The organism is Streptomyces sp. 12E, from assembly GCF_055633275.1.
Map to the genome: position 1 here is coordinate 50,144 of NZ_JBVNCJ010000002.1, position 22,536 is coordinate 72,679.

The 22,536-nt window shown below is 70.0% G+C and carries 20 protein-coding genes; 12 read left to right on the forward strand and 8 right to left on the reverse strand.

Annotated elements, in window-relative coordinates; translation table 11 throughout:
• Nucleotides 1–49: 49 nt before the first annotated feature.
• Together ACZ8ZB_RS34335 and ACZ8ZB_RS34340 are read right to left on the reverse strand one after the other, a co-directional pair.
• Complete coding sequence (locus ACZ8ZB_RS34335) at nucleotides 50–1,363, reverse strand: ParB/RepB/Spo0J family partition protein (RefSeq protein WP_470741716.1); 1,314 nt, start codon at nucleotides 1,361–1,363, stop codon at nucleotides 50–52.
• Entirely contained in the window at nucleotides 1,360–2,514 is a 1,155-nt protein-coding gene (locus ACZ8ZB_RS34340; protein WP_470741717.1) for a ParA family protein, read from the reverse strand. Before ACZ8ZB_RS34340 ends, ACZ8ZB_RS34335 begins: the two co-directional genes overlap by 4 nt.
• Nucleotides 2,515–2,857: 343 nt before the next feature.
• Here ACZ8ZB_RS34340 and ACZ8ZB_RS34345 point away from each other — a divergent pair, with 343 nt between their 5' ends.
• Nucleotides 2,858–3,445 (forward strand): restriction endonuclease, encoded by a 588-nt coding sequence (locus tag ACZ8ZB_RS34345; protein WP_470741718.1) that lies wholly within the window; start codon nucleotides 2,858–2,860, stop codon nucleotides 3,443–3,445.
• A gap of 13 nt (nucleotides 3,446–3,458) precedes the next feature.
• A complete protein-coding gene (locus tag ACZ8ZB_RS34350; RefSeq protein WP_470741719.1) occupies nucleotides 3,459–3,638 on the forward strand; it encodes a hypothetical protein in 180 nt (59 codons plus the stop codon).
• A gap of 119 nt (nucleotides 3,639–3,757) precedes the next feature.
• Here ACZ8ZB_RS34350 and ACZ8ZB_RS34355 read toward each other — a convergent pair whose 3' ends face one another.
• Entirely contained in the window at nucleotides 3,758–4,405 is a 648-nt protein-coding gene (locus tag ACZ8ZB_RS34355; protein WP_470741720.1) for a response regulator, read from the reverse strand.
• A 204-nt stretch (nucleotides 4,406–4,609) separates the two neighbouring features.
• The gene (locus ACZ8ZB_RS34360; protein WP_470741721.1) at nucleotides 4,610–4,756 is read right to left on the reverse strand and encodes a hypothetical protein; all 147 of its coding nucleotides are present in this window, start codon (nucleotides 4,754–4,756) and stop codon (nucleotides 4,610–4,612) included.
• Nucleotides 4,757–5,315: 559 nt separating this feature from the next.
• On the opposite strand from ACZ8ZB_RS34360, the gene ACZ8ZB_RS34365 reads away from it, so the two are divergent.
• From ACZ8ZB_RS34365 to ACZ8ZB_RS34375, 3 genes are read left to right on the forward strand one after another with little or no spacing between them, the layout of a single operon-like run.
• Complete coding sequence (locus ACZ8ZB_RS34365) at nucleotides 5,316–6,377, forward strand: bifunctional DNA primase/polymerase (RefSeq protein ID WP_470741722.1); 1,062 nt, start codon at nucleotides 5,316–5,318, stop codon at nucleotides 6,375–6,377.
• The gene (locus ACZ8ZB_RS34370) at nucleotides 6,374–7,906 is read left to right on the forward strand and encodes a DNA primase family protein (RefSeq protein ID WP_470741723.1); all 1,533 of its coding nucleotides are present in this window, start codon (nucleotides 6,374–6,376) and stop codon (nucleotides 7,904–7,906) included. The genes ACZ8ZB_RS34365 and ACZ8ZB_RS34370 overlap by 4 nt, the downstream gene beginning before the upstream one ends.
• Nucleotides 7,903–8,289 carry a DUF6009 family protein gene (locus ACZ8ZB_RS34375; RefSeq protein WP_470741724.1) on the forward strand — a complete coding sequence of 129 codons (387 nt, stop codon included), beginning with the start codon at nucleotides 7,903–7,905 and terminating at the stop codon, nucleotides 8,287–8,289. Before ACZ8ZB_RS34370 ends, ACZ8ZB_RS34375 begins: the two co-directional genes overlap by 4 nt.
• Here the strand turns inward: ACZ8ZB_RS34375 and ACZ8ZB_RS34380 are convergent.
• Nucleotides 8,210–9,511 carry a sensor histidine kinase gene (locus tag ACZ8ZB_RS34380; protein WP_470741725.1) on the reverse strand — a complete coding sequence of 434 codons (1,302 nt, stop codon included), beginning with the start codon at nucleotides 9,509–9,511 and terminating at the stop codon, nucleotides 8,210–8,212. The two genes, ACZ8ZB_RS34375 and ACZ8ZB_RS34380, sit on opposite strands and share 80 nt — an antisense overlap.
• 133 nt (nucleotides 9,512–9,644) lie before the next feature.
• On the opposite strand from ACZ8ZB_RS34380, the gene ACZ8ZB_RS34385 reads away from it, so the two are divergent.
• From ACZ8ZB_RS34385 to ACZ8ZB_RS34410, 6 genes are all read left to right on the forward strand, one after another.
• On the forward strand, nucleotides 9,645–10,556 hold the full coding sequence (locus ACZ8ZB_RS34385) for an ABC transporter ATP-binding protein (RefSeq protein ID WP_470741726.1): 912 nt from the start codon (nucleotides 9,645–9,647) through the stop codon (nucleotides 10,554–10,556).
• On the forward strand, nucleotides 10,553–11,413 hold the full coding sequence (locus ACZ8ZB_RS34390) for an ABC transporter permease (protein WP_470741727.1): 861 nt from the start codon (nucleotides 10,553–10,555) through the stop codon (nucleotides 11,411–11,413). Before ACZ8ZB_RS34385 ends, ACZ8ZB_RS34390 begins: the two co-directional genes overlap by 4 nt.
• A 321-nt stretch (nucleotides 11,414–11,734) precedes the next feature.
• Nucleotides 11,735–12,268, forward strand: coding sequence for a YbaK/EbsC family protein (locus ACZ8ZB_RS34395; protein WP_470741728.1), 534 nt, complete (start codon nucleotides 11,735–11,737; stop codon nucleotides 12,266–12,268).
• A gap of 306 nt (nucleotides 12,269–12,574) precedes the next feature.
• Nucleotides 12,575–14,158, forward strand: a complete 1,584-nt coding sequence (locus ACZ8ZB_RS34400; RefSeq protein ID WP_470741729.1) for an MBL fold metallo-hydrolase — start codon at nucleotides 12,575–12,577, stop codon at nucleotides 14,156–14,158.
• Between the two features lie 206 nt (nucleotides 14,159–14,364).
• Nucleotides 14,365–15,384, forward strand: coding sequence for a 4-hydroxyphenylpyruvate dioxygenase (gene hppD, locus ACZ8ZB_RS34405; RefSeq protein ID WP_470741730.1), 1,020 nt, complete (start codon nucleotides 14,365–14,367; stop codon nucleotides 15,382–15,384).
• Nucleotides 15,381–17,825: an aminotransferase class I/II-fold pyridoxal phosphate-dependent enzyme gene (locus ACZ8ZB_RS34410; RefSeq protein WP_470741731.1), complete on the forward strand. Its 2,445-nt coding sequence runs from the start codon at nucleotides 15,381–15,383 to the stop codon at nucleotides 17,823–17,825. Before hppD ends, ACZ8ZB_RS34410 begins: the two co-directional genes overlap by 4 nt.
• 92 nt (nucleotides 17,826–17,917) lie before the next feature.
• Here ACZ8ZB_RS34410 and ACZ8ZB_RS34415 read toward each other — a convergent pair whose 3' ends face one another.
• Both ACZ8ZB_RS34415 and ACZ8ZB_RS34420 read right to left on the reverse strand, forming a co-directional pair.
• Nucleotides 17,918–18,562 (reverse strand): GNAT family N-acetyltransferase, encoded by a 645-nt coding sequence (locus ACZ8ZB_RS34415; RefSeq protein ID WP_470741732.1) that lies wholly within the window; start codon nucleotides 18,560–18,562, stop codon nucleotides 17,918–17,920.
• A 69-nt stretch (nucleotides 18,563–18,631) separates the two neighbouring features.
• Entirely contained in the window at nucleotides 18,632–19,432 is an 801-nt protein-coding gene (locus ACZ8ZB_RS34420) for an alpha/beta fold hydrolase (protein WP_470741733.1), read from the reverse strand.
• 479 nt (nucleotides 19,433–19,911) lie between these two features.
• Here ACZ8ZB_RS34420 and ACZ8ZB_RS34425 point away from each other — a divergent pair, with 479 nt between their 5' ends.
• Entirely contained in the window at nucleotides 19,912–20,952 is a 1,041-nt protein-coding gene (locus ACZ8ZB_RS34425; protein WP_470741734.1) for a TauD/TfdA family dioxygenase, read from the forward strand.
• A 66-nt stretch (nucleotides 20,953–21,018) separates the two neighbouring features.
• On the opposite strand, the gene ACZ8ZB_RS34430 is transcribed toward ACZ8ZB_RS34425, so the two are convergent.
• Nucleotides 21,019–22,209, reverse strand: a complete 1,191-nt coding sequence (locus ACZ8ZB_RS34430; RefSeq protein WP_470741735.1) for a cytochrome P450 — start codon at nucleotides 22,207–22,209, stop codon at nucleotides 21,019–21,021.
• Nucleotides 22,210–22,536 lie beyond the last annotated feature (327 nt).

Here is a 22,536-nt window from a genome sequence, read left to right on the forward strand (position 1 = left end):
TGTGTCTCAGCAGGCCCCTGCTCCAGGGCGTTGTGCCGCGTTGTCAAGGTCAAGCCGTCATGGTCTCGCTCGTGAACTCGGCAAGCAGGGACTGCAGCGACTCCGGGTCCTGTTGCCTGGCCGCCCTCAGCATGTCCTTCAACAGGTTGAGGGCGGGTGTCAGCTCGGCCCTGTCCCAGCACTTCGTCGCCATCAACCGCGTGGACTCCAGGAAGTCCTCAGGCTTCATCTTCAGTTCCAGATGCATGGCCACATAGACGGGGTCGCCGTACGGCAACCGCTTGGGCTGACTGTCCTCCTCCTGCTCCTCCTCCGTGCCCGCTGCGTCATCAGCCGGGTCGCTCCGCTGCCCGGGCAGCGCCGAAGCAGGATCCTCCGTCTTCTTGCCGCCATTCAGCGGCTGACGCTCCTGCACTGAGCCGCCCGTAGCGCCTGCCGCGTCGGAGTCGCTGGATGGTTTGTTGTCCGCGGACAACGAACTCGACTGTTGGCCCGTCTGTGCGGCGTCGTCTTCGGACTCGGCGTCTTTGTTGTCCGCGGACAACAAAGGCTCTGCGGCCGTCCCTGTCTGGGCGCTCCGAACGAGCTCCAGCGCTTCTTTCTCCTGCTGCTTCAGCACGGCTGCTGCCGTCTTCGTCTGCTCAAGATGATCCAGCAGCGCTGCGGCATCAAGGCCTGGATTGTCCTTCAGATGGCGAGCAAGGAGCCGGCCGTCACGCTCCGCGAGGCTGCCAGCGCTGAGCATCGACTGCAACTCTGCCGGCAGCTCCAGCAGGACGAGCTGGTTGGTCACCCACGAACGGTCCTTACCCAACTGCTCAGCGGCACGAGAGCGAGCACCACGCTCTCCCTTCTCCGAACAGACGTCCACCAGGTGCTGCACACCTCGGGCCCGCTCTATGACGTCGAAGTCTTCACGATCGAGGTTCTCCTTGAGCAGGTGGTTGATGAACTGCTCACGGGAGGAAGCCAGGTCGTCCCGGACAACGAAATCCAGCGCTTCCAACCCGACGTGGACGCCGCTGCGGTAGCGCCGCTCACCGTTGATCAGAACGTGCTCGGCGGAACCGATCCGTTCCTCATGCTCGGGCCACAACGCCAGATAGGCGTCACGAGTGACAGCGACACAGGCCGCCAACTGAGCCTGACGCAGCTCCTCACCGAAGCGGGTCAGCTCCTCCTCCGTGCCGAAGTTCCGGCGCGGGTTCAACGGGGTAGGGGCGACCTCGTTCAGCTGCAGTCGCACGAGTTCATACGCCGGCACGTCCCCCTGGGTGACGGCCTTGGCACGGCCTCGAGCGCTACGGCCTCGAGCAACGTTGCCGAACGACGATCCGGTTCCCAGCTTGTCGGCGACGCTCATGCGCTGATCCTCCGAGCCACAGCACGCATCACGTCTGCCTGGTCACCGTAGGGCGCGTGCACGAGCAGCGGCTTCTTCACACGGACTGCCTCGCGCTGGTCCTTCAGCTCGGGGACCACAGCGAGGACGGGCGGCTCGCCGATGTTGTGCCATTCGTCGAGCGACGACGTGGCGACGAAACCCTTACGGCTGTCGTACATGTTGACCACGAAGCCCAGCAGGTCGATGTTGACGTCCATGTCCTCGACGAGGTCCTGGATCTGGTCGTAGAGCATGTCGTAGGCGTCGGCGGAGGAGTCCTCGGCCAGCACCGGGACCACGATGCCGGAGGTACTGGGTTCTTCCCCGTCACGGGTGCGGCAGTAGTACAGGGCGGTGTCCATGGAGTAGCCCAGGCTCGGGGGGCAGTCGACGATGATGTAGTCGAAGTCCTGCTCCAGCGGCTCGAGGGCCTTCTCCAGCGCCGTCTCCTTGATGCGTACGGCCTTGGTGGTGGCCAGCTTCGCGTCGAGCAGGAACGCGTCCTTGCAGGCGGGCAGCAGCCACAGGTGCTCTTCGAAGTCCCCGCCCTTTATCGGCACGAGCAGCTCGCTCAGTTCGCCCTTGGCCTCCCTCAGCATGTGCTTGGCCAAGCTGGCCTCATCGATGTCGAACATCGGGTAGCCGAGCTGCTTGGTGAGGTGGCCCTGCGGGTCGAAGTCGATGAGCAGCGTGCGGCGCCCAGACTCTGCGAGCGCTTGTGCGACGCCGGCGGAGACCGAGGTCTTTCCCACGCCACCCTTCTGGTTGCCGAAGATGATCCGGCGCGCTCCGGTGACCCGGGCCGGCTTCGGGCGTGGGGACGGGTTGTTGTCGAGCCACCAGCGGATCGACTGGGCGATTCCCTGGTTGTAGGAGATGTTGCGGGTCTTGCAGTCCTGCTTGAGCTTGCCGTACAGCCCGGCCGGGAGGTAGGTCGCGAACGACGTGCCCCCAGCGGTGTCGACCACCGAGCGGTCCTTTGCCTTCCGCCAGGCCTCAACACCTTCAGTGACGGCGTCCTGGATGTCCTTCCCCAGTTCCGCCGCCCGGACCTTCAGCTCCTTGCGCAGCTCAGCAGGCAGCTTGGCTACTACCTTTTCCCGATTGGTCGGGTCGTATGGCGCGGTCATGGCGCTACCTTACTCGCCCCTCTCGGTTCAGAAACCCCGCAAAGCACGTGTCTGCCCACACTTGTTGTCCGCGGACAACAAACGTCCAGGCCCGTCAATCACGAGTGAACGTTGTCCGCGGACAACAAGCAGGCCCAGCACGACCACGCCAACCTGCCTCCCAGAACAGCGCGCCAGGCCCATGAACGGGCACGACCTAGAAAAGGAGGGCGCCAAGGCCAGGTCGGCACGAACCAACAGAGACAACGCGCGAGTACAGGCAGCCAGCCCCTGGCCGCGTTGGATGGGCAGCCCAACAGATGGGGAGCAACAAGCCAGCAGACCACAGAAAGAGGACCATTCCATGGGAACAGTGCTGCTTGTTGCGTTAGCCATCGCCGCCATCGCCGCCATCGGGGCCATCGGGGCCAGACTCGTACACACCGGACGACGTGAGGCACAAGCGGAGAAAGCCCGACTGGCCGAGGAGGCGCGCCTCCAGGCCCGCCGATCCCTGGACACGGTCTGGGCAATGGACGACCGCCAGTTCGAGGAGTACATCGCCGACCTGTGCCGCCGGGACGGATGCACCGACGTGAAACGAGTCGGCGGCGCCGGCGACCTCGGAGCCGACGTCACCGGCCTCCTACCCGACGGCCGCCGAATCGTCATCCAATGCAAGCGCTACGCCAAGCACCGCACGGTCGGCAGCCGCGACATCCAGACGTTCAACGGCACCGCCCGCGCCGAACACGGTGCAGACGTTCCCGTCTTCGTAGCCTCGTGCGTCTTCACGAAACCGGCCCGCGACTTCGCCGCCAAGCACCAACTGGTACTCATCGACGTCAACCTGCTCGGCTTCTGGAACAGCGGCACCACGCTGACCTCGTTCCTGGACCTGGACATCGGCAGATCCGGCACCAACCGCAAACTCCACCCGGACCACGACTGACGAGGGCCCCGCTATGCCCGAGCTCCAAGAGCAGCGCCATGGAAGCCCGGCCCGACTGAACGACGCTGACCAGCGTCTCGCCACCCAGCTCGAGGGCACCGCCCGCTACGCTCAGGAGCGCGCACGGATCGTTCGCTCCCCGTACGAGTGGCGTGACCGCCTCACGGAACTGGCTCCGGCCACGGCTTCCTGAGCCGCCGGGGTCTGTCAAACGACCGGACGTGCTCCAGGCCGCCGCGGGTGGACGTACAGCTCCGCCAAGCCGGTGTGATCGGCGAGGCGGTTCGGGAGTGGTCGTCGGTGTGCGGTGTGTCAGGGGCGCTGTGAGGGGCCCGCCAGACCGTTCTCGTACGCCAGGATCACCAGGTGGACCCTGTCGCGGGCGTCGAGTTTCGCCAGGAGCCGGGTCACGTAGGTCTTGGCCGTCGCGATGCTGATGGTCAGCTCGTGGGCGATCTCGGTGTTGGTCAGGCCCGCGCCGATGAGGGCGAGGACCTCCTTCTCCCGGTCCGTGATGCCCCGCAGCCGGCCCGTGGACGCGGCGGTGGTCGCCGGCGGCTGGGCGGTGAAGTTCTTGATGAGGCGCCGGGTGATTCCCGGGGCGATCAGCGCGTCCCCGGCGGCGACCACCCTGATCGCCCCGAGGATCTCCTCCAGGACCATGTCCTTGACCAGGAAACCCGCCGCCCCGGCGCGCAGCGCCCCGTACACGTACTCGTCCTCGTCGAACGTCGTCAGGACGATGACCTGCGCCTCCGAGGGGCCCGCCGCGATCCGGCGGGTCGCCTCGATGCCGTCCATGCCGGGCATCCGGATGTCCATCACGATGACGTCCGGCGCCGCGTCCTCCGCGAGCCTGACCGCCTCCGCCCCGTCACAGGCCTCGCCGACGACCTCCAGGTCATCGGCCTGGGCGATGACCATCTGCAGCGCGGTCCGCACCAGAGGCTGGTCGTCCACCAGCCCGACCCTGATCACCGCACCCCCCGCTCGAGGAACCCGTCCGCGCGTTCCGCCGTGCGGGTGCCGGCGGACGGGAGTAAGGGGCGATGGTTCCCGGGGACGCGTCGGGAGGACGGTGGCGCGGGTGTGGCGGCGGGCATCCGTCCATCGTAGTGCGACCCGCCCGCGGCCACCCTTCCGCCCGCTCCCGCAGGCCCACCGTCAGCCGTCCGGAAGCACGTTGACGGCGGAGCAGTTCCAGCAGTCCGCCTCCCCCGGCAGCAGGTACTGCTCCGCCCACAGCCCGGACGGCCTGTCCCACACACTGTTCGTCTCGCCGCAGATCTCGCACCGGTACTCGTCGTCCATGCCCCGCTCCCCTCTGCGCAGGGCCGCGAGCCTGACAGCCACTCCCACCGGACGGACAGCGCCCCCGGGCGCAGTTGGACAGCCACACGAAGCAACCGCACCTCCCGCACCAGAAAGCCACTCCTGCCCCCACAGCGACGTGGCAGCGACTCAGGCACCCCTCCGCCGAGGGGGGACTTCGGTCGCTGCACTGGTAGTGCATTCCCGCAGGCCACAGGCCTGCCGGGGCGCGGCGAGCGACCGAAGCGACTCTCATCTCCCATATATGCAAGCCATGAAGGAGTGTTGCTGCCGTCCTCATAGACCGGAACTTCGGTCGCTTCAGTCGCTGTTGAGAGGACACCGAACCTCTCCCAACTGGGGTTTTGCCACCGGAGCCGCGCAGCGACCGAGTGAAGTCCGGTCGCTGCGCGGCCCGGTGGCCGCAGGATTTTTGGCTGTGTCCTCGATCGACAAGCTGTTTTAGTCTGTGTTCATCGAAGGGTCGCTTCGGTCGCTCTGGGGGATGCGGATGCTCGATGACCTGCGACGTCATCACGCTGATGCATGGCGCGGCGCCATGCCCGGCAACACACGACTCGCCACCGCGCTGTGGTGCGCCGAACAGGGCTGGCCGGTTCACCCCCTGCTCCCGGGCCGCAAGATCCCCCTGGCCAACTGCACCGCCTGCCGCACCCCGGGACACACACCCGTCGGCTGCCCCTGCCCGGCCGCCCACCGCTGGTGCCACGGCTTCCACGCCGCCACCCTCGACACCGACCGCATCACCCGCTGGTGGACGGACAACCCCCACCACGGAGTAGGCGTCGCCTGCGGTCCCGCCCGCCTGGTCGTCATCGACATCGACACCCACCCGGCACCCCCGCCCGCCCGCGACCGGATCTGGCCCGGAATCGAGATCGGCGACACCGTCGACCTCACAGGCCTCACCAACGGCTTCGACACCCTCGCCGTCCTCGCCGCACTGCGCGGCCAGGGCGACCCCGCCCACGACACCTCCACCCTGCGCGTACGGACACCCTCCGGCGGACTGCACGTCTGGTACCGCGTCGACGACACACGTCACTGGCGCTGTTCCTCGGGCAACAGCCCCCAGCGCGCCCTCGCCTGGCAGGTCGACATCCGCGCCCACGGCGGCTACATCGTCGCCCCCACGACCACCACCCCCACCGGCACCTACCAGCCCCTCGACGGCTCCCCGACCCCCGCCCCGCTCCCCGGCTGGCTCGCCGCAGAACTCGAACGCACCGGCCACCACCGCCCCCTCGTCCCGCACCCCCGCAGCTCCCGCCGCGCACCCGCACGCGCCCAGCAGGCCGTACGGGCCGCAGGCACGGAACACCAGCGGATCACCCGGATCATGACCACCGTCCTGCAGGAAATCCACGACTGCGGACGCGTCCACGACGGTGTCGGCTTCACCGCTGTCCTCAACCGGGCGGCCTACACCTTAGGAGGACTGGTGGCCGCCGGCCATCTCACCCAGGACGCCGCCACCCAGGCCCTGCGGGAAGCGGCCCGCGCCGCCCGCCCCGGACAGGACCGGCGCTCCATGCAGATCATCGCCGGCGGCATGAGCGCCGGCCTGGCCCGCCCCCTCACCGCCGGCAGGCACCGGTGAGCACTCCCACCACCCCGCCCTCCGCCACCGGACCCGCAGCAGGCGTCTTCGACGCACACGCCGTCGCCGCCCAGATCCTCGCCCGGTCCGCCACCACCCCCCACCAGACCCCCAGCCCCCTCGCCGCCCACGGCACCGCCGGAGTCACCGACCAAGGCCTCCTCCCCGACACCCTCACCGACCGCGGCAACGCCAAACTCTTCGCCCGCCTCTACGCCCGCGACTACCGCTACGTTCCTGGACTCGGCTGGTACCGCTGGGACGGCTCCCGCTGGCAGGCCGACGAAGAAGAAACGGTCCTGTGGGCCGCGGGCGACCTCGCCGAAACCCTCGCCACCACCGACATCACCGGTCGCCACACCCCCCACACCCTCCTCCAGCACCGCCGCCGAGCCCTGTCCACCACCGGCATCAACGCCATGCTCGTCCAGGCCCGCAGCGCCCCCGGCATGACCCTCAACGCCGGCCTCCTCGACACCGACAGCTACGCCCTGTGCACCCCCGGCGGCATCGTCGACCTGCGCACCGGCCGCACTCGCCTGCCCGACCCCGACAAGGACTTCCACTCCCGCTCCACCACCACAGCCGCCAGCCACATGCCCACACCACGCTGGCACCGCTTCCTCGCCGACACCTTCGGCGAGGACACCGACGGCCGGCAGATGACGGACTTCCTCCAGCTGTTGCTCGGCTACTCCATCACCGGAGACGTCGGCGGCCAGGTCATGCCCTTCCTCTTCGGAGCCGGAAAGAACGGCAAATCCGTCCTCCTCGACGTCCTGATGAAACTCCTCGGCGACTACGCCGACGCCGCACCGCCCGGCTTCCTCATGGCCCGCCCCTACGAAGGACACCCCACCGACCTCGCCGAACTCCACGGCCGCCGCGTCGTCGTCTGCAACGAGGTCCGCCCGGGCGACAAATTCGACGAAGCCCGCGTCAAACTCCTCACCGGCGGCGACCGCATCAAAGCCCGCCGGATGCGCCAGGACTTCTTCTCCTTCCAGCCCACACACAAACTCTGGCTCCTGGGCAACCACCGCCCCGAAGTCGGCACCGGCGGCTTCGCCTTCTGGCGCCGCATGCGGCTCATCCCCTTCGAACGCGTCGTCAGCGACGAACGCAAGGTCGACAACCTCGCCGACATCCTCGTCACAGAAGAAGGCCCCGGCATCCTCGGCTGGCTCATCGACGGCGCACGCCGCTACCTCTCCGGCGACCGCGACCTCACCGGCCCCGAACAGATCCGCGTCGCCACCACCTCCTACGCCGAGACCGAGGACCACACCGGCCGCTTCTTCGAAGAACGGTGCACCCTCGGACACCATCACCGCGCCGAACAAGCACGCCTGTACGATGCCTACAAGAAGTGGTGCCAGAGCGAAGGGGCCCCGGCCATCACCTCACGCGCCTTCGCGCAACGCACACGCGAACTGGTCGGCCTGACCTCACCCAAGGAGATGGTCCTGTCGAACTCGCGAAAGTACTATCCGGGCATCGGTCTGCTCGCCGACGCGGAGGCCCCGTGAGCTCCCTGATCACCAACGACGAACTCACCCACGAGCACGACATCGTCTGGCTCGAATCCGTCGACACCCTCGACTACGTGCGCCAGTCACTCGACCGGCTCCCCACCCGCCGGGGCAGACCGCCGTACCACCGTGACGGCCGCATGATCGGCTACGCCACCCTCACCCCCCAGGCCAAGGCCTCACGCGCCTCCGGAACCTTCCTGCGCCGCGTCTTCTGGCTCACACCCAACGACCGCGACACCACCCCCGACGGCCTCTACGCCAAAGGCACCCCAGCCGAAGCCGTCGACCCCCGCACCGTCAGCGCCCGCGAGAAAGGCCGGAAAACCCCCCGCTCCGAAGGCGACCGGCACGACCACCCCGCTCCACCACCCGCCTAGCCCCCGACGGCCCGCTCCCCCCAGGCCCCGGCCCCGCCGGCAGCGTCGCCGCCACCCGGAACCCCCCCGACAGCACACCACCCGCCGAGAACTCGCCACCCAGCAACGCCACCCGCTCACGCATGCCGATGAGCCCGTACCCCACCCCCACCCGGTCCGCAGGACCCGACCCGCCGTCCGTGACCTCGACCCCCACCTCACCGGACCTGAAGGCGATCACCACACGGCACGCGCCCGTCCCCGCATGCCGGATGACATTCGTGACCGACTCCTGCACGATCCGGAACGCCGCGAAATCCACCTCCTGCGGCAACGGCCGGCGTTCCCCCTCCCAGGACACCTCCACCCGCACCCCCGCATCGCCGGCCTCCGCCGCCAGCCGCTCGACCCCATCCAGCCCCTCCAGCGGAACCAACGGCGCCGCCGCGTCCCCGCCCTCGGCCTCCCGCAACGCGCCCAGCATCCGGCGCAGCCCCGCCAGCGCCTCACGGCCCGCACGCTCCACCGCCACCATCGCCACACGCGCCTCATCAGGCCGCGCCTCCACCACCCGCGCCGCCGCTCCCGCCTGCAATGCGATGATCCCGATGCTGTGCGCCACACTGTCATGCAGCTCCCGCGCGATCCGCAGCCGCTCACTGGCCACCGCACGCGCCGCGACCTGCTCGGAGAACTGCCGCCGCATCTCCTCCTCGTGCGTACGCGACTGCTGCACCGACCGGCCCGCCAGCCACGCCACCACCACCGTCAGCGCGACATACGGCTCCGATGCCGTCCCCGTCTCCGCACCGCTGCCCCACCTCACCCCCGCGAACACACCGAGCACCACCAGTGCCGCCCCCGCAACAGGCAACGACACCCGCGGCGCCCGCACCGCCGCCACCAGGGCGATCGCCACGTCCACCGCCAGGAACTGCAGCACGAGCAGCTCATCGAGCCCCCACGCCCCGGCATACGCCACCGTTCCCGCCAGCAGCAGCGCCGCCCCCACCCATGGCCGGCGCATCAGCACCGCACACCCGCCCGACGCCGCCAGCACCGCGAACACCAGCAGTAACTGCCCCCGCAACCCGCCCAGCACGTCGGAGACCGGCCCGGGGTCAGCACCCCCCACCCCCCGGCCCGACCACACCAGCGGAGACAACGCCGCCAGGGACCACAGACCACCCGCCCACCAACCCGGCGGCACCCGACGAAACACAGCACGGTACGAGAAGGACATAACCGGATCGTAGCCACGCAGCCCCGCCCGCCGGATCAGCCCACCGTCGTACAACCAGGGATGACACCACTGTTCAAACGGTGCCACCCTGGGAGTGATGACGCTTCGTGCGGCCCTCGCCATGATGAATCACATGATCGAAGCAAGGGAACTCACCAAGCGTTACGGAAAGAAGACCGCGGTCAACAGCCTGAGTTTCACCGTCGAACCAGGCCACGTCACCGGCTTCCTCGGCCCCAACGGCGCGGGCAAGAGCACCACCCTGCGCATGATGCTCGGGCTGCACCGGCCCACCAGCGGCTCCGTCACCATCAACGGCCGGTCCTACACCGACCGCGCCCGCGGCATGCGCGACGTGGGAGCCCTGCTCGACGCCCACCACGTCCACGGCGGCCGCACCGCCCGCGCCCACCTCGCCTCCCTCGCCGTCAGCAACCGGCTGCCCCGCCGCCGCGTCGACCACGTCCTCGAGGAGGTCGGCCTCGCCGACGCCGGCGACCGCCGCATCGGCGGCTACTCCCTCGGCATGAAGCAGCGCCTCGGCATCGCCACGGCCCTGCTCGGCAACCCGCCGGTCCTCCTCTTCGACGAGCCCCTCAACGGCCTCGACCCCGAAGGCGTCAAATGGGTCCGCGGCCTCTTTCAGCGGCTCGCCGCCGAAGGACGCACCGTCTTCGTCTCCAGCCACCTCATGTCCGAGATGGAGAACACCGCCGACAGCCTCGTCGTCGTCGGCAGGGGCCGGCTCATCGCCGCCGAGAGCCTCAAGGAATTCGCCGCGCGAGGCACCCAGCGCAGCGTCACCGTCCGCACCCCCAAGGCCGCCGCGCTGCACCCCCTCCTCAGCGACGCCGGCGCCACCGTCGAGACCCACCCCGACGACACCCTCACCGTCCGAGGCATGAGCGCACCCCACATCGGCGACATCGCCTTCCGCCACATGATTCCCGTCCACGAACTCACCAACAACAACGCATCCCTCGAATCCGCCTTCATGGAACTGACCGCCGACAGCGTCGAGTACGCGGCAGGAGAAGCCCGATGACCCTCGCCTCCACCGCCCCCGCCACCCCCACCTCCCGCAAGCCCGAGGCCGAGCCCGCTCCCCGGGCCCGCTTCACCGACCTCGTCGCATCCGAGTGGATCAAGATGTGGTCGCTGCGCTCCACCGCGTGGACCATCGCCGTCGGCACCCTCGCCATCATCGGCTTCAACGTCTTCACCACATACGACGACTACAGCAACTGGCCCGCCTGGAGCGCCCAGCAGAAGGCCGACTTCGCTCCCAACTGGGCCATGCTCGACTCCTTCACCGACGCCGCCCTGCTGTGTCTGCTGCTCATCGCCAGCGCCATGGGCGCACTGAGCGTCGTCAGCGAGTACAGCACCGGCCAGATCCGCACCACCTTCACCGCCGTCCCCAACCGCAGCGCCGTCATGGCCGCCAAGGTCGTCGTGGTCAGCGTCGTCACCACCGGACTCGGTCTGCTCGCCGCGGGCGGCTCCTTCTGGTCGACCCAAGCCATCCTGTCCGCACGCGACACGGGCCTCTCCCTGGCCGACCCCGGCGTCCTGTCCGCACTCGCCGCCTGCGTCCTCGCCGCCCCCCTCGCCGCCCTCGTCGGCATGGCCGTCGGCACGATCATCCGGGCCAGCGCCGCCACCATGGGAACCAGCTTCGCCCTGCTCCTCCTCGTCCCCATGGGCGTCAGCGACGACCACTACAGCTCCGCCGTCATCGACCACGCCCTGCCCTACAGCGCCTGGGCCCGTCTGATGCAGATCGCCGAGAAGCCCGCGAACTTCCCCTGGTCCGCCGAGGGCGCGTGGACCGTCTACGCCGTCTGGGCCGTCGTCGCCGCCGCCATCACGATCTTCGCCGTCAAACGCCGCGACCAGTGACACCCGCGCACGAAGAAGCCGCTGCCCCGCGAAACGGCAGCGGCTTTCCCACACCCCGCACACCCGCGCACGGCGCCGCCGTCCGGACCTCGGCTTGAACACGTACCGGTCACGCCCCCGGATTTCTAGGATGACGACCACCGCGACCACCGCGACCACCGCGACCACCGCGACCACCGCGACCACCGCGACCACCGCGACCACCGCGACCACCGCGACCACCGCGACCGCCACGAGCGGTGCACCCCCGCATGCCGGCGGACACCCCGCAGGAGCACACCCTTCTCCTCCCCCTCCCGCTCCTCTCCTCGCGGAGGCACCGTGCACCCACCCGACACCGCCGCACCCCCCACCCCCGTCACGACACCCGACGCCTTCGAGCGCATCACCGCCCTCCTGACCGCCCGCCCCGACGCGTACCGGATCATCCGGCACCCACCCGAAGGGTCCACCGAGGCCGCCAGCGCGCTGCGCGACCACCCCCTGGAACAGGCCGCGAAATCCCTCGTCGTCCGCGTGGCCACCGGCAAACGCTCCCGCCGTTACGTCCTGGCCGTCGTTCCCGGGGACCGCCGGGTCGACCTCACCGCCCTCGCCGCCCGCTACGGCGGGCGCGCCGCCAACTTCGCCGAACGGACCGTCGCCGAACGCCTCACCCGCAGCGTCAGCGGCTCCATCGCCCCCTTCGCCTTCAGCCGCGAACTCGACCTGCTCGTCGACGACGGCCTGCTCGTCCACGACGAGATCTACTTCAACGCCGGACGCCTCGACCTGTCCGTCGCCCTCGCCGTGCCCGACTACCTCGAAGTCGCCATGCCCGCCGTGGCCCCCATCGCCGCGCCCGTAGCGGCCTGAGAACCACCCCACCGGTGTTCAACCGCCACCACCACCGCGGTTGAACACCACCTCCACCCGCCGGGAGAGGGGGGACACCGGCGTACCGCCGGCGCACGCCCGATTCGACCGCCTGTTCAACCCGCCACCATCCGGCGCGTATTGATCGTCACCGGCACCGCCGGTCATTCTGCTGCGGCAGGCACGCCCGAAACTCACCCGGCGTCCCCGTACTCCTTCTCCTTTTCTCACGGTCCGCTGTGCGTCACGGGCATGCGTGTGCCCCAGGCGGTCCTCTTCCTTGGCTCTCCTGGAGGGAATGCACCCATGGCTGACGAACAGCTGTACCTGAGGTCGAAGGCGATCATCGAGCCGCTCGTGGACCGCTTCTTCGCCTGGCCCTACACGATCGCGCCGGTCCAGGCCGCGATGAACCTGGCCTTCCTCCAAGTCCCGCTCCTCGAGTCCTACCTGCAGTCCCCGCAGGTCCACGTCGCGGCCAGCAACAACCCCGAGCTCCGCGGCGGCTACTTCATCAACATCCCCGAGGAGCGCGCCGACGAGGTGCGCGACCTGCTCGCCACCATCAAGCGCGACCGCGCCGACATGCTCCGCTTCGCCCACGCCATAGCCGCCGGCCAGGAGATCCTGCGCGCCAACGCGACCGGCTTCGACCTGACCCCGCTCTACCCGAAGCTCCCCACCGAGCTCGCCGGTCTTGTCGAGCTCGCCTACGACACCGACAACCAGGCGCAGATGCGCTTCCTCGAGCCGGTCGTCTACAAGAGCAACGTCTACCAGGAGGAGCGCCAGTCGGTGCAGCTCTCCCTGGAGACGGGCATCGAGCGCCCGTTCATCCTCAGCACCCCGCGCCTGCCCTCGCCCGACGTCCTCGAGCTGCAGATCCCCTTCCGCCACGAAGGCCTCGCCGAGCTCTTCAAGAGCCGCGTCCATCCCACGACCCTCGCGCACCTGCGCGACGCGCTCGGCCTGAACGACGCGCAGACCAAGCAACTGCGGACCCTGCTCACCGACAAGCCGAGCCTGTCCGAGGACCGCCACATCGAGAGCGGCGGCCGCATCCGCTACTTCGGGCACGCCTGCCTCGTCCTGCAGACGCCCGAGGCCGCCATCGTCACCGACCCGTTCATCAGCGCGGACAGCGACAAGACGGACCGGTACACGCTGGACGACCTGCCCGACTACATCGACCTCGTCCTCATCACCCACGGCCACCAGGACCACATCGTCCTGGAGACGCTGCTGCAGCTGCGCGGCCGGCTCGGCGCCATCGTCGTCCCGCGCTCCTCACGGGGCAACCTCGCCGACCCCTCCATGGCGCTGATGCTCCGCAACCAGGGCTTCACCGTCATCGAGGTCGACGACTTCGACGAGGTGCCCTTCCCCGGCGGCAAGATCACCGCCACGCCGTTCCTCGGCGAGCACTGCGACCTCGACATCCGCGCCAAGTCCACCTACTGGGCGGAACTGGCCGGCAAGAAGGTCTTCATCGGCGCCGACTCCTCCGGCATCGAGCCGTCCCTCTACCGCTACATGAAGGACCACCTCGGCCAGGCCGACATCGCCTTCCTCGGCATGGAGTGCGACGGCGCGCCGCTGACCTGGCTCTACCAGGCGCTGCTGACCATCCCGGTCACCAAGAAGATGAGCAACTCCCGCAAGCTCTCCGGCTCCAACGCCGAGCAGGCCGCCGCGATCATGACCGAGCTCGGCGCCAAGGAGGCCTACGTCTACGCGATGGGCGAGGAGGACTGGCTCGGACACGTCATGGCGACCACGTACACGGAGGACACCTACCAGATCAAGCAGATCGAGGAGTTCCTGACCTGGTGCAAGGAGCGCGACATCCCCGCCGGTCACCTCTTCAAGCAGCAGGAGTGGCGCTGGTAACCCCGCCCGGCCCCGAACCGGCCGTTACCGGTCCCCGAACCCTCTTTGACCCGGACCGCATCCCCGCCTGACCGCATCCGACTCCGACCGCAACAGAACCCGATCGAGCACGGCCCGGCACGGGGCACCCAGGCACTGCCCAGGGTGTCCCGCCCGGCCGCCGGCACACATACGTCACACGGCATCTGCCTTGAGGAGGCCGCTCCATGGTCGTGCAGGACATCGCGTACGTAGAGCTGTTCACCAAGGACAAACGCTCGACCACCGACTACTTCGTCTCCGCCCTCGGCTTCACCCGGGTCGCCGACTCCGTCGAGGTGGACCGCAGTTCCGTCCTGCTGCGACAGGGCGACGTCCAGGTCGTCCTCACCACCGGCCGAGGCACCTGGAAGTTCTGCGACGAACACGGTGACGGCATCGCCGACATCGCCATGACCTGCGACGACGTCACCGCCACCCGCGACGCGGCCCTGCGCGCCGGCGCCAGGACCGAGATCTCCCCGCGCGGCGACACCGTCGTCAGCGGCTTCGGCGACGTCGTCCACACCCTCGTCCCCGCCCCCGCTTCCGCCGCCGACCGGCTCCCACCCCGCCGCACCTGGGTCCCCCTCGACGGGCCGCACCACCCGCCCGGCCGCGTGAAGTCCCTCGACCACATAGCCGTCTGCCTCTCCGGCGGCACCCTCGACCAGTACGCGCGCTTCTACCAGGACGGCTTCGGCCTCGACCGCTTCTACTCGGAGTACGTCAGCGTCGGCGACCAGGCGATGGACTCGATCGTCGTCCGCAACCCCCGCGGCGGCGTCACCTTCACCCTCGTCGCACCGGACCCCGACAAGCGCACCGGCCAGCTCGACTCGTTCCTCGAACGCAACGGCGGCCCCGGCGTCCAGCACCTCGCCTTCCTCGTCGACGACATCATCCCGGCCGTACGGGAGTGCAAGCAGCGCGGCGTCGACTTCCTCACCACCCCCGACGCCTACTACGACGTCCTCGTCGACCGCTTCCCCGACCTGCGGGCCATCGTCGGCGAACTGCGCGACACCCAGGTCCTCGCCGACCGCGACGAATGGGGACACCTGCTGCAGCTGTTCAGCCGCTCCCCGCACGAACGCAACACCCTCTTCTACGAACTGATCCAGCGCCAGGGATCGCGCGGCTTCGGCAGCTCCAACATCCGTGCCCTGTACGAAGCGGTGGAACGCGAGCGGCTGACCGCCGGATGAGTCCCGCCCACCGCAGCCGACCGCCCGCCGCAGCCGACCGTCCGCCGTCCGCCGACCGTCCGCTGACCCTGGCCGACTACGCAACGGCGGCGCGGCCGCGCTTCACGCCGGCCGTGAGGGACTTCCTGGAAGGCGGCGCGGGCGACGAACGCACCCTCGCCGCCAACACCGCCGCCTTCGACGCCGTCCACCTGCACCCCCGCGTCCTGGCCGGACACCAGGCGCCGGACACCACGACCCGGATCCTGGGCCGCGACTGGGCGGCCCCCCTCGGGATCGCCCCGATGGCCTACCACGCCCTGGCCCACCCCGAGGGCGAGGTCGCCACCGCCCGCGGCGCGGGGGCCGCGGGCGTCCCACTGACCGTCAGCACCTTCGCCGGCCGCACTTTCGAGGACATCGCCGCCGCCGCCACCTCCCCGCTGTGGCTGCAGGTGTACTGCTTCCGCGACCGGGGCGTCACCCGGGCGCTGATCGAACGCGCCGAACGGGCCGGCTTCGAGGCCATCGTGCTGACCGTCGACGCGCCACGCCTCGGCCGCAGGCTGCGCGACCTGCGCAACGGCTTCGAACTCCCCGGAGGCATCGCGCCCGCCAACCTCACCGGCGGCGGATTCGACTCGCCCAGCGCGCACGCGCTCGCCGAGTTCGACCCCGCCCTGGACTGGTCCGTCCTCGCGTGGCTGCGCACCGTCAGCTCCCTGCCGCTCCTCCTCAAAGGCGTCCTCACCGCACAGGACGCCCGGCGGGCCACCGCCGAGGGCGCGCAGGGCATCGTCGTCTCCAACCACGGCGGACGCCAGCTCGACGGAGCCCCGGCCACCCTCACCGCGCTGCCCGTCGTCGCCGAGGCCGTCGACCGTGCCTGCCCCGTCCTCCTCGACGGCGGCGTACGCCGGGGCGCCGACGTCCTGACCGCGCTCGCGCTCGGCGCCGACGCCGTCCTCCTCGGCCGGCCTGCCCTGCACGGACTGGCCGTCGCCGGAGCCGACGGCGTGGCCGACGTGCTCGGCATCGTCCGCGACGAACTGGCCGACGCCATGGCCCTGACCGGCACCGGGACGGTGACGGACGCGGGCCCCGCCCTCGTGACTCCCGCCCTCGTGACGGCCGCGCCCGCTCCCGTCAGGCCCGCCGTCACCGGGCTGCGGACGCGGGACCTCCACGCCAGCGTCTCGGACCCCGTCCTGGACACGATGAACTTCCTCAACGAGATCACCACCCGCTACCCCGACGCCGTCTCCTTCGCACCCGGACGCCCCTACGAGGGCTTCTTCGACACCGAGCAGATCTTCACCTACCTGCGCCGCTACGTGGACCACCTGCACCAGCAGGGCGCCTCACCCGAGCAGATACGCACCACGCTCTTCCAGTACGGGCCCACGAGCGGCCACATCCGCGAGCTGATCGCCGACTCGCTGCGCAAGGACGAGGGCATCGACGTCCCGCCCGAGGCCGTCGTGGTCACCGTCGGCGCGCAGGAGGCGATGCTGCTCGCCGTCCGCGCGCTGATCACCGGCCCCGACGACGTCCTGCTGGCCTCCAGCCCCTGCTACGTCGGCATCACGGGCGCCGCCCGGCTCCTCGACATCACCCCGGTCGCCGTCGAGGAGGACGAGGACGGCGTACGGGTCGACCGCCTCGCCGCCGCGATCGACGCCGAACGCGCCCGGGGCCGCAGACCCCGCGCCTTCTACGTCATCCCCGACCACTCCAACCCCTCCGGCGCCACCCTGTCCCTCAAGGCACGCCAGGAACTGCTCGACCTCGCCGAACGCGAGGACATCCTGCTCCTGGAGGACAGCCCCTACCGGCTGGTCAGCCCGGGGGAGCGGCTCCCGACGCTGAAGGCGCTGGACCGCAACCACCGCGTGGTGCACATCGGCTCGCTCTCCAAGACGCTGTTCCCCGGGGCGCGCGTCGGGTTCGCCGTCGCCGACCAGCCCGTCACCGACGACACGGGCCGCACCACGGTGCTCGCCGACGCGCTCAGCAAGATCAAGTCGATGGTGACGGTCAACACCTCGCCGATCAGCCAGGCCCTCGTGGCCGGCATGCTGCTCACGGCGGACGGCCGGGCCGGAGAACTCAACACGGCCACCGCCGCCCACTACGGTGACGCGATGCGCGTCACCCTCGACGCCCTCGAGGACGCCTTCCCGCCGCAGGAGCGCACCGTGCTCGGCGTGCGCTGGAACGAACCGAGCGGCGGCTTCTTCCTCTCCCTCACCGTTCCCTTCCGTGCCGACGAGACAGCACTCACCCAGGCGGCCGAGGAGTTCGGCGTCATCTGGACCCCCATGGCGTACTTCCACCCCCGAGGCGGCGGCGAACACGCCCTGCGGCTCTCCGTCAGCTCCCTGACGCACGAGCAGATCAAGGACGGCATCGGCCGCCTGGCCCGCTTCACCAGAGCCCGGGCCGCGACGAACGGACGATGAGGGACGGCGGTGGTTCCCCTCCCCACGGGGAGGGGAACCACCGCCGTCTTCAAGGAGCCCAAAGGAGCCCGAGGGACTCCGGAAGAGAGAGCCTAGAGGTCGCCCGCCGGCACCTGCCGCGGATCCCGGGCCAGCGGCCACGGCGCCATCCGCGGATCGGGTACCGGCTTGGCATGGGTCCGCGCCTCCGCCGTCTCGAAACCCCGTGCGAGATAGTTCCGCACGGCGTGACGGTGATCCAGCGTGCTCGTCCGCAGATACACGTACCGCGCGGGAAGCGCCTCGGGCCCGCCCCACTCCACACCACTGCGCCAGGCCCGCTCCACACAGGCCGTCAGCAGGGCGCCGCCCAGGCCGCGCCCGTAGAACTGGGGCAGCAGCCCGAACAGCACCACCTCCACCCCGCCGTCCGGCTGCGCCTCCAGCTCGAAGAAGCCCGCCACCGTGCCCTGCACCGTGGCGATCCACGTCGCCATGGACGGCCGGTGCACCCACGCGCGCCACGTCTCGTGGCTCCACGAGAAACGGTCCGTCCAGCACACGTGGGACCCGACGGCCGCGTACAGGGCCCGGCTCAGATCGACCGACGGCACCTGCGAGCGCTCCACCCGCATCTCGGTCTCCGACCGGGCCGGCCGCAGCTGCTCGGGCGAGGACATCCGCAGCGTCCACGTCGTGACGTCCTGCCGGACGATCTTCGCCTCGGAACCCGGATCGACGTGCTCAGGCTGGTTCATGGCGCGGCCTTACGTGAAAGGGGCGGAAGAAGAAGGAAGGGCGGGGCGGGTGACGGCGCGCGCCCGGGGTCAGTGCTTGTCGAGGAACTCGATGATCGCGTCGTTCACGGCCCGCGGACGCTCCAGGTTCCCCAGGTGCCCGCAGTCCGCGATCTCCACGTGGTCGCACCCGGGAATGGCGTCCGCCACCTCGACCACCAGATGCGGAGGGCAGATGAGGTCGTCCGAGAAAGCGATCGTGCGGCACGGGACCCCGATGGAACGCAGCACCCCGCGCCGGTCGCCGACCCGGTCGACGCCGGCCTGCCCGCCACCGCCGTCGCCACCGCCGGTCAGCTCGAAGATCTCCAGCCAGCTCCGCGCCGACGTGTCGTCGTTGAGCGTGGCGGGAGAGAGCATCTCCAGGACGGTCCGCATCGCCTCGTACTTCGGTGGCAGCCGCACCCCGCTCTCCCGCAGCGCGAGATCGGCCTCGGTCAGCGCCCGCCGGGTCGCGTCCGAGCGCGCACGGGTGGCGATGAGCACGGCCGAGCGCACCAGGTGCGGATACCGCGCCGCCAGCTCCTGCGCGATCATCGCGCCCATCGACGTACCGACGATCCGGCAGGGACCGATCCCCAGGGCCTCGATCAGGCCCTTGGTGTCGGCCACCATGTCGGCCAGCGTGTACATGCCCTCGGGTGCGTCGGAGGCGCCGATGCCCCGGTTGTCGAAGATCACCGTCTCGTAGCCGGCCGCGTTGATCGCCGGCGTCTGATGCGTCGTCCACACGTGCCCGGCGGCGCCCGAGCCCATGATGAGCAGCACCGGCTCGCCGCTGCCCTGACGCTGGTAGGAGAGCCGGATCCCGTTGGAGGTCACATACGGCATGACATGCCTCCGGTCACAGTCTCGGTGCGCAAGAGGAACTCCAGGTCGTCCGGGACGAAGTCGTCGCAGTCAGCGGGCACAAGAGGCGGCGCGGGATGTCACCGGCCGCAGCGCGGCCATGCCGCACACCGCGCGTACGGCGCCGGCCACAGCGGGGCGGCCACCCGGGGCCAGGGCCCCCGGCCGTGCCGGACGGTCCACCATGACACCGCCACGACCCGCCGATCAACGCCGTTCAACGAAGACGACCGCGCGGTTGAACAGCACGTTGACCCGCACCGGTGGGCCGCGGTCATAGTGGGCGTCCGGCCGCGCCCGTCGGGCAGCCCGCAGCGGCCGGAGCCGGGGCCGTGGCCCCGCGCGGCTCCCGGCCCCGCCTCCGACAGACCCCCGCCCGGCGGGCCCGGGAGCACGGCTCGCCCCACCGCCCCGACGACGCCCGGTCACGCGTATCGAGTCAGGAGCCGAGGAGCCCAGCCATGAGCGAGACCACCACGATCACCAGCACACCCGTCACCAGCACACCCGTCACCAGCACCTCCGTCCCCGGCACTTCCCCCACGGGCGACGACGGGACCACCACCGTCACCGGCACCGCCTGGAGCCCGCTCGTCATACGCCCCGAGGGCGGTCCGACCGGCGCCGAAGGAGTACGCGACAGGCTGGCGGCCCTCGGAGACCCCGGGGACCTCCTCGCTCGCGAGAAGGCGCTGGTCTTCCGGGACTTCGACGTGCCCGAAGAGGACGTCGAGAGGGTGATGGACCTGCTGCTTCCCAACCGGCTCGGCTACCTGCACGGCACCTCGCCCCGCACGCAGCTCGGCGGCAACCTCTACACGTCGACCGAGTACCCCCAGCACATGACGATCGCGATGCACAGCGAACTGTCGTACAGCCACCAGTGGCCCGAGCGGCTCTTCTTCTACTGCGCCACCACCCCCGGCGGCGGCGGCGCCACACCCGTCGCCGACGGCGCGCGCTGGCTCGCCGCCCTGGACGCCGAGGTCCGCGAGGCCTTCGCCGGCGGCATCCGCTACACCCAGAACCTGCACGACGGCATGGGCCTCGGCCGCAGCTGGCGCCAGACGTTCGAGACCGACGACCGCGACGAGGTCGAAGCCTTCCTGAAGGCGGGGGAGTTCACCTGGCACTGGGACACCGACGGCGGCCTGCGCATGACCAGCCCCGTCCGCCCCGCCACCGTCCGGCACCCCGTCACCGGCACCGAGGTCTGGTTCAACCAGGCCGACCACTTCCACCCCGCCGCCCTCGGCGACGAGACCGCCCGCGAACTGGCGCAGATCCTGCCCCCCGAGGAACTGCCCCAGTCCGTCACCTTCGCCGACGGCAGTCCCATCCCCGACGCGTACATCCTCCACATCCACGACCGCGGCCTGGAGACGGCCGTCGACGTGGACTGGCACAAGGGCGACCTCATGGTCATCGACAACGTCGCCACCGCCCACGGCCGACGCCCCTACACCGGCGACCGCAGGGTCCTGGTCGCCATGTCCGGCTGACCCCACACGCACACACGCGAGCGGGGCGCCCACCGTGGAGGTGGGCGCCCCGCTCGCGTACACGGTTCAGGAGGCCTTCAGGCGCACCGGCAGCAGCTCGGGACCGTTCACGACGATCGAATCCAGCAGCTTCGGCTCACCGTCCAGCTCGATGCGCACCCCCCGCTTCACCAACTCGCCGTACAGAAGCCGCAGTTCCACCCGTGCCAGCATGCTGCCCAGGCAGAAGTGCTCGCCGAACCCCAGCGACAGATGACGGTTGGGGGAGCGCCGCACGTCGAACACGTCCGGCGCGTCGAACACCGTCTCGTCCCGGTTCGCCGACGGCAGCCAGAACACCACCTTGTCGCCGGCCTCGATCTGCCGGTCATGGATCCGCACCGGCTTCACGGCCGTACGCATGATGTGCGTGGCCGTCGACGTCCAGCGCAGCACCTCCTCGACCGCGGACGGCAGCAGCGCGGGATCCCCGCGCACCGCACTCCACTGCTCCGGGTGCTCCAGGAGCGCGAGCATCCCCCCGGCCGCGGCGATCCGGGTGTTCTCCGTACCACCGACCAGCAGGTTGTCGCAGTTCAGGATCACGTCGTCGGGACTCAGCCGCTCACCGTCCACCACCGCCGTCGCCAGGACACTCACCAGGTCGTCACCCGGGTCGCGCGCCTTGTCGGCCTGCAGGGTCTCGAAGTACCCCAGGATGTCCAGGTGCGCGAAGCGCCGCGCGAGCGGATCGCCCGCCGCGAACGCCTGGCTCGTCAGGTCGTACAGACGCTCCCAGTCCGACTCGGGCACCCCCATCATCCGGCAGATCACATAGAGCGGGATCCGGGCCGCGACATCGGCGACGAAGTCACAACTGCCCCGCTCCAGCGCCGCCTCGACCACCCCCTCGGCGATCGACGCCATCTCCGCCTCCAGCGCGCGGACCGAGCGGACGGCGAACCAGCCGTCGACCAGGCCGCGCAGCTGCTTGTGACGGGGCGCGTCGGTGAGGGCCAGCGTCCGCCCGCCGCCCGGGTCCGCCCCGTGCTCGGCCGGCCGCAGCAGGATCCCCTGCGCCGAACTGAACGTCTCCGCGTCCCGGTAAGCCGTACGGATGTCCTCGTAACGCGTCAGGGACCAGAAACCCGGAAGCTCTCCCGGCCGGCGCCAGTGCACCGGATCGTTGGCACGCAGCCAGGCCCATTGCGAAAAGGGATCGCCACGGGAATAGAGTTCCGGATCCACGAGATCGATGTGCGGCGCTGAATCGGGCATACGGGTGCCTCGCAGTAAAAGCGGGAAGGGGGAGAGAAGCCATAGGCGCCATTCACCGTCCCAAAAGCCGTCGCACCCCGTCAAGGTCCGCCCCTGACCTGTGAAGCAGCCGTTCAACTGCCCTTCTCTCACAGTTGAACGCACCCCCGACGTACGTTGATCCCCCACCGGGGCTCGGTCATAGTGGGTCGCCGCGCCAGTGCTCGACGAAGACGAATTCTCAGGTCGCAGCTTTGTTCAACAGGAGCTGGGCGGTCATGCGCGTGCCCCGGTTGAGGCAGCCCGTGCTGTTCCAGTCGACGTTTCAAACGATTGGAGTGCGTGGGC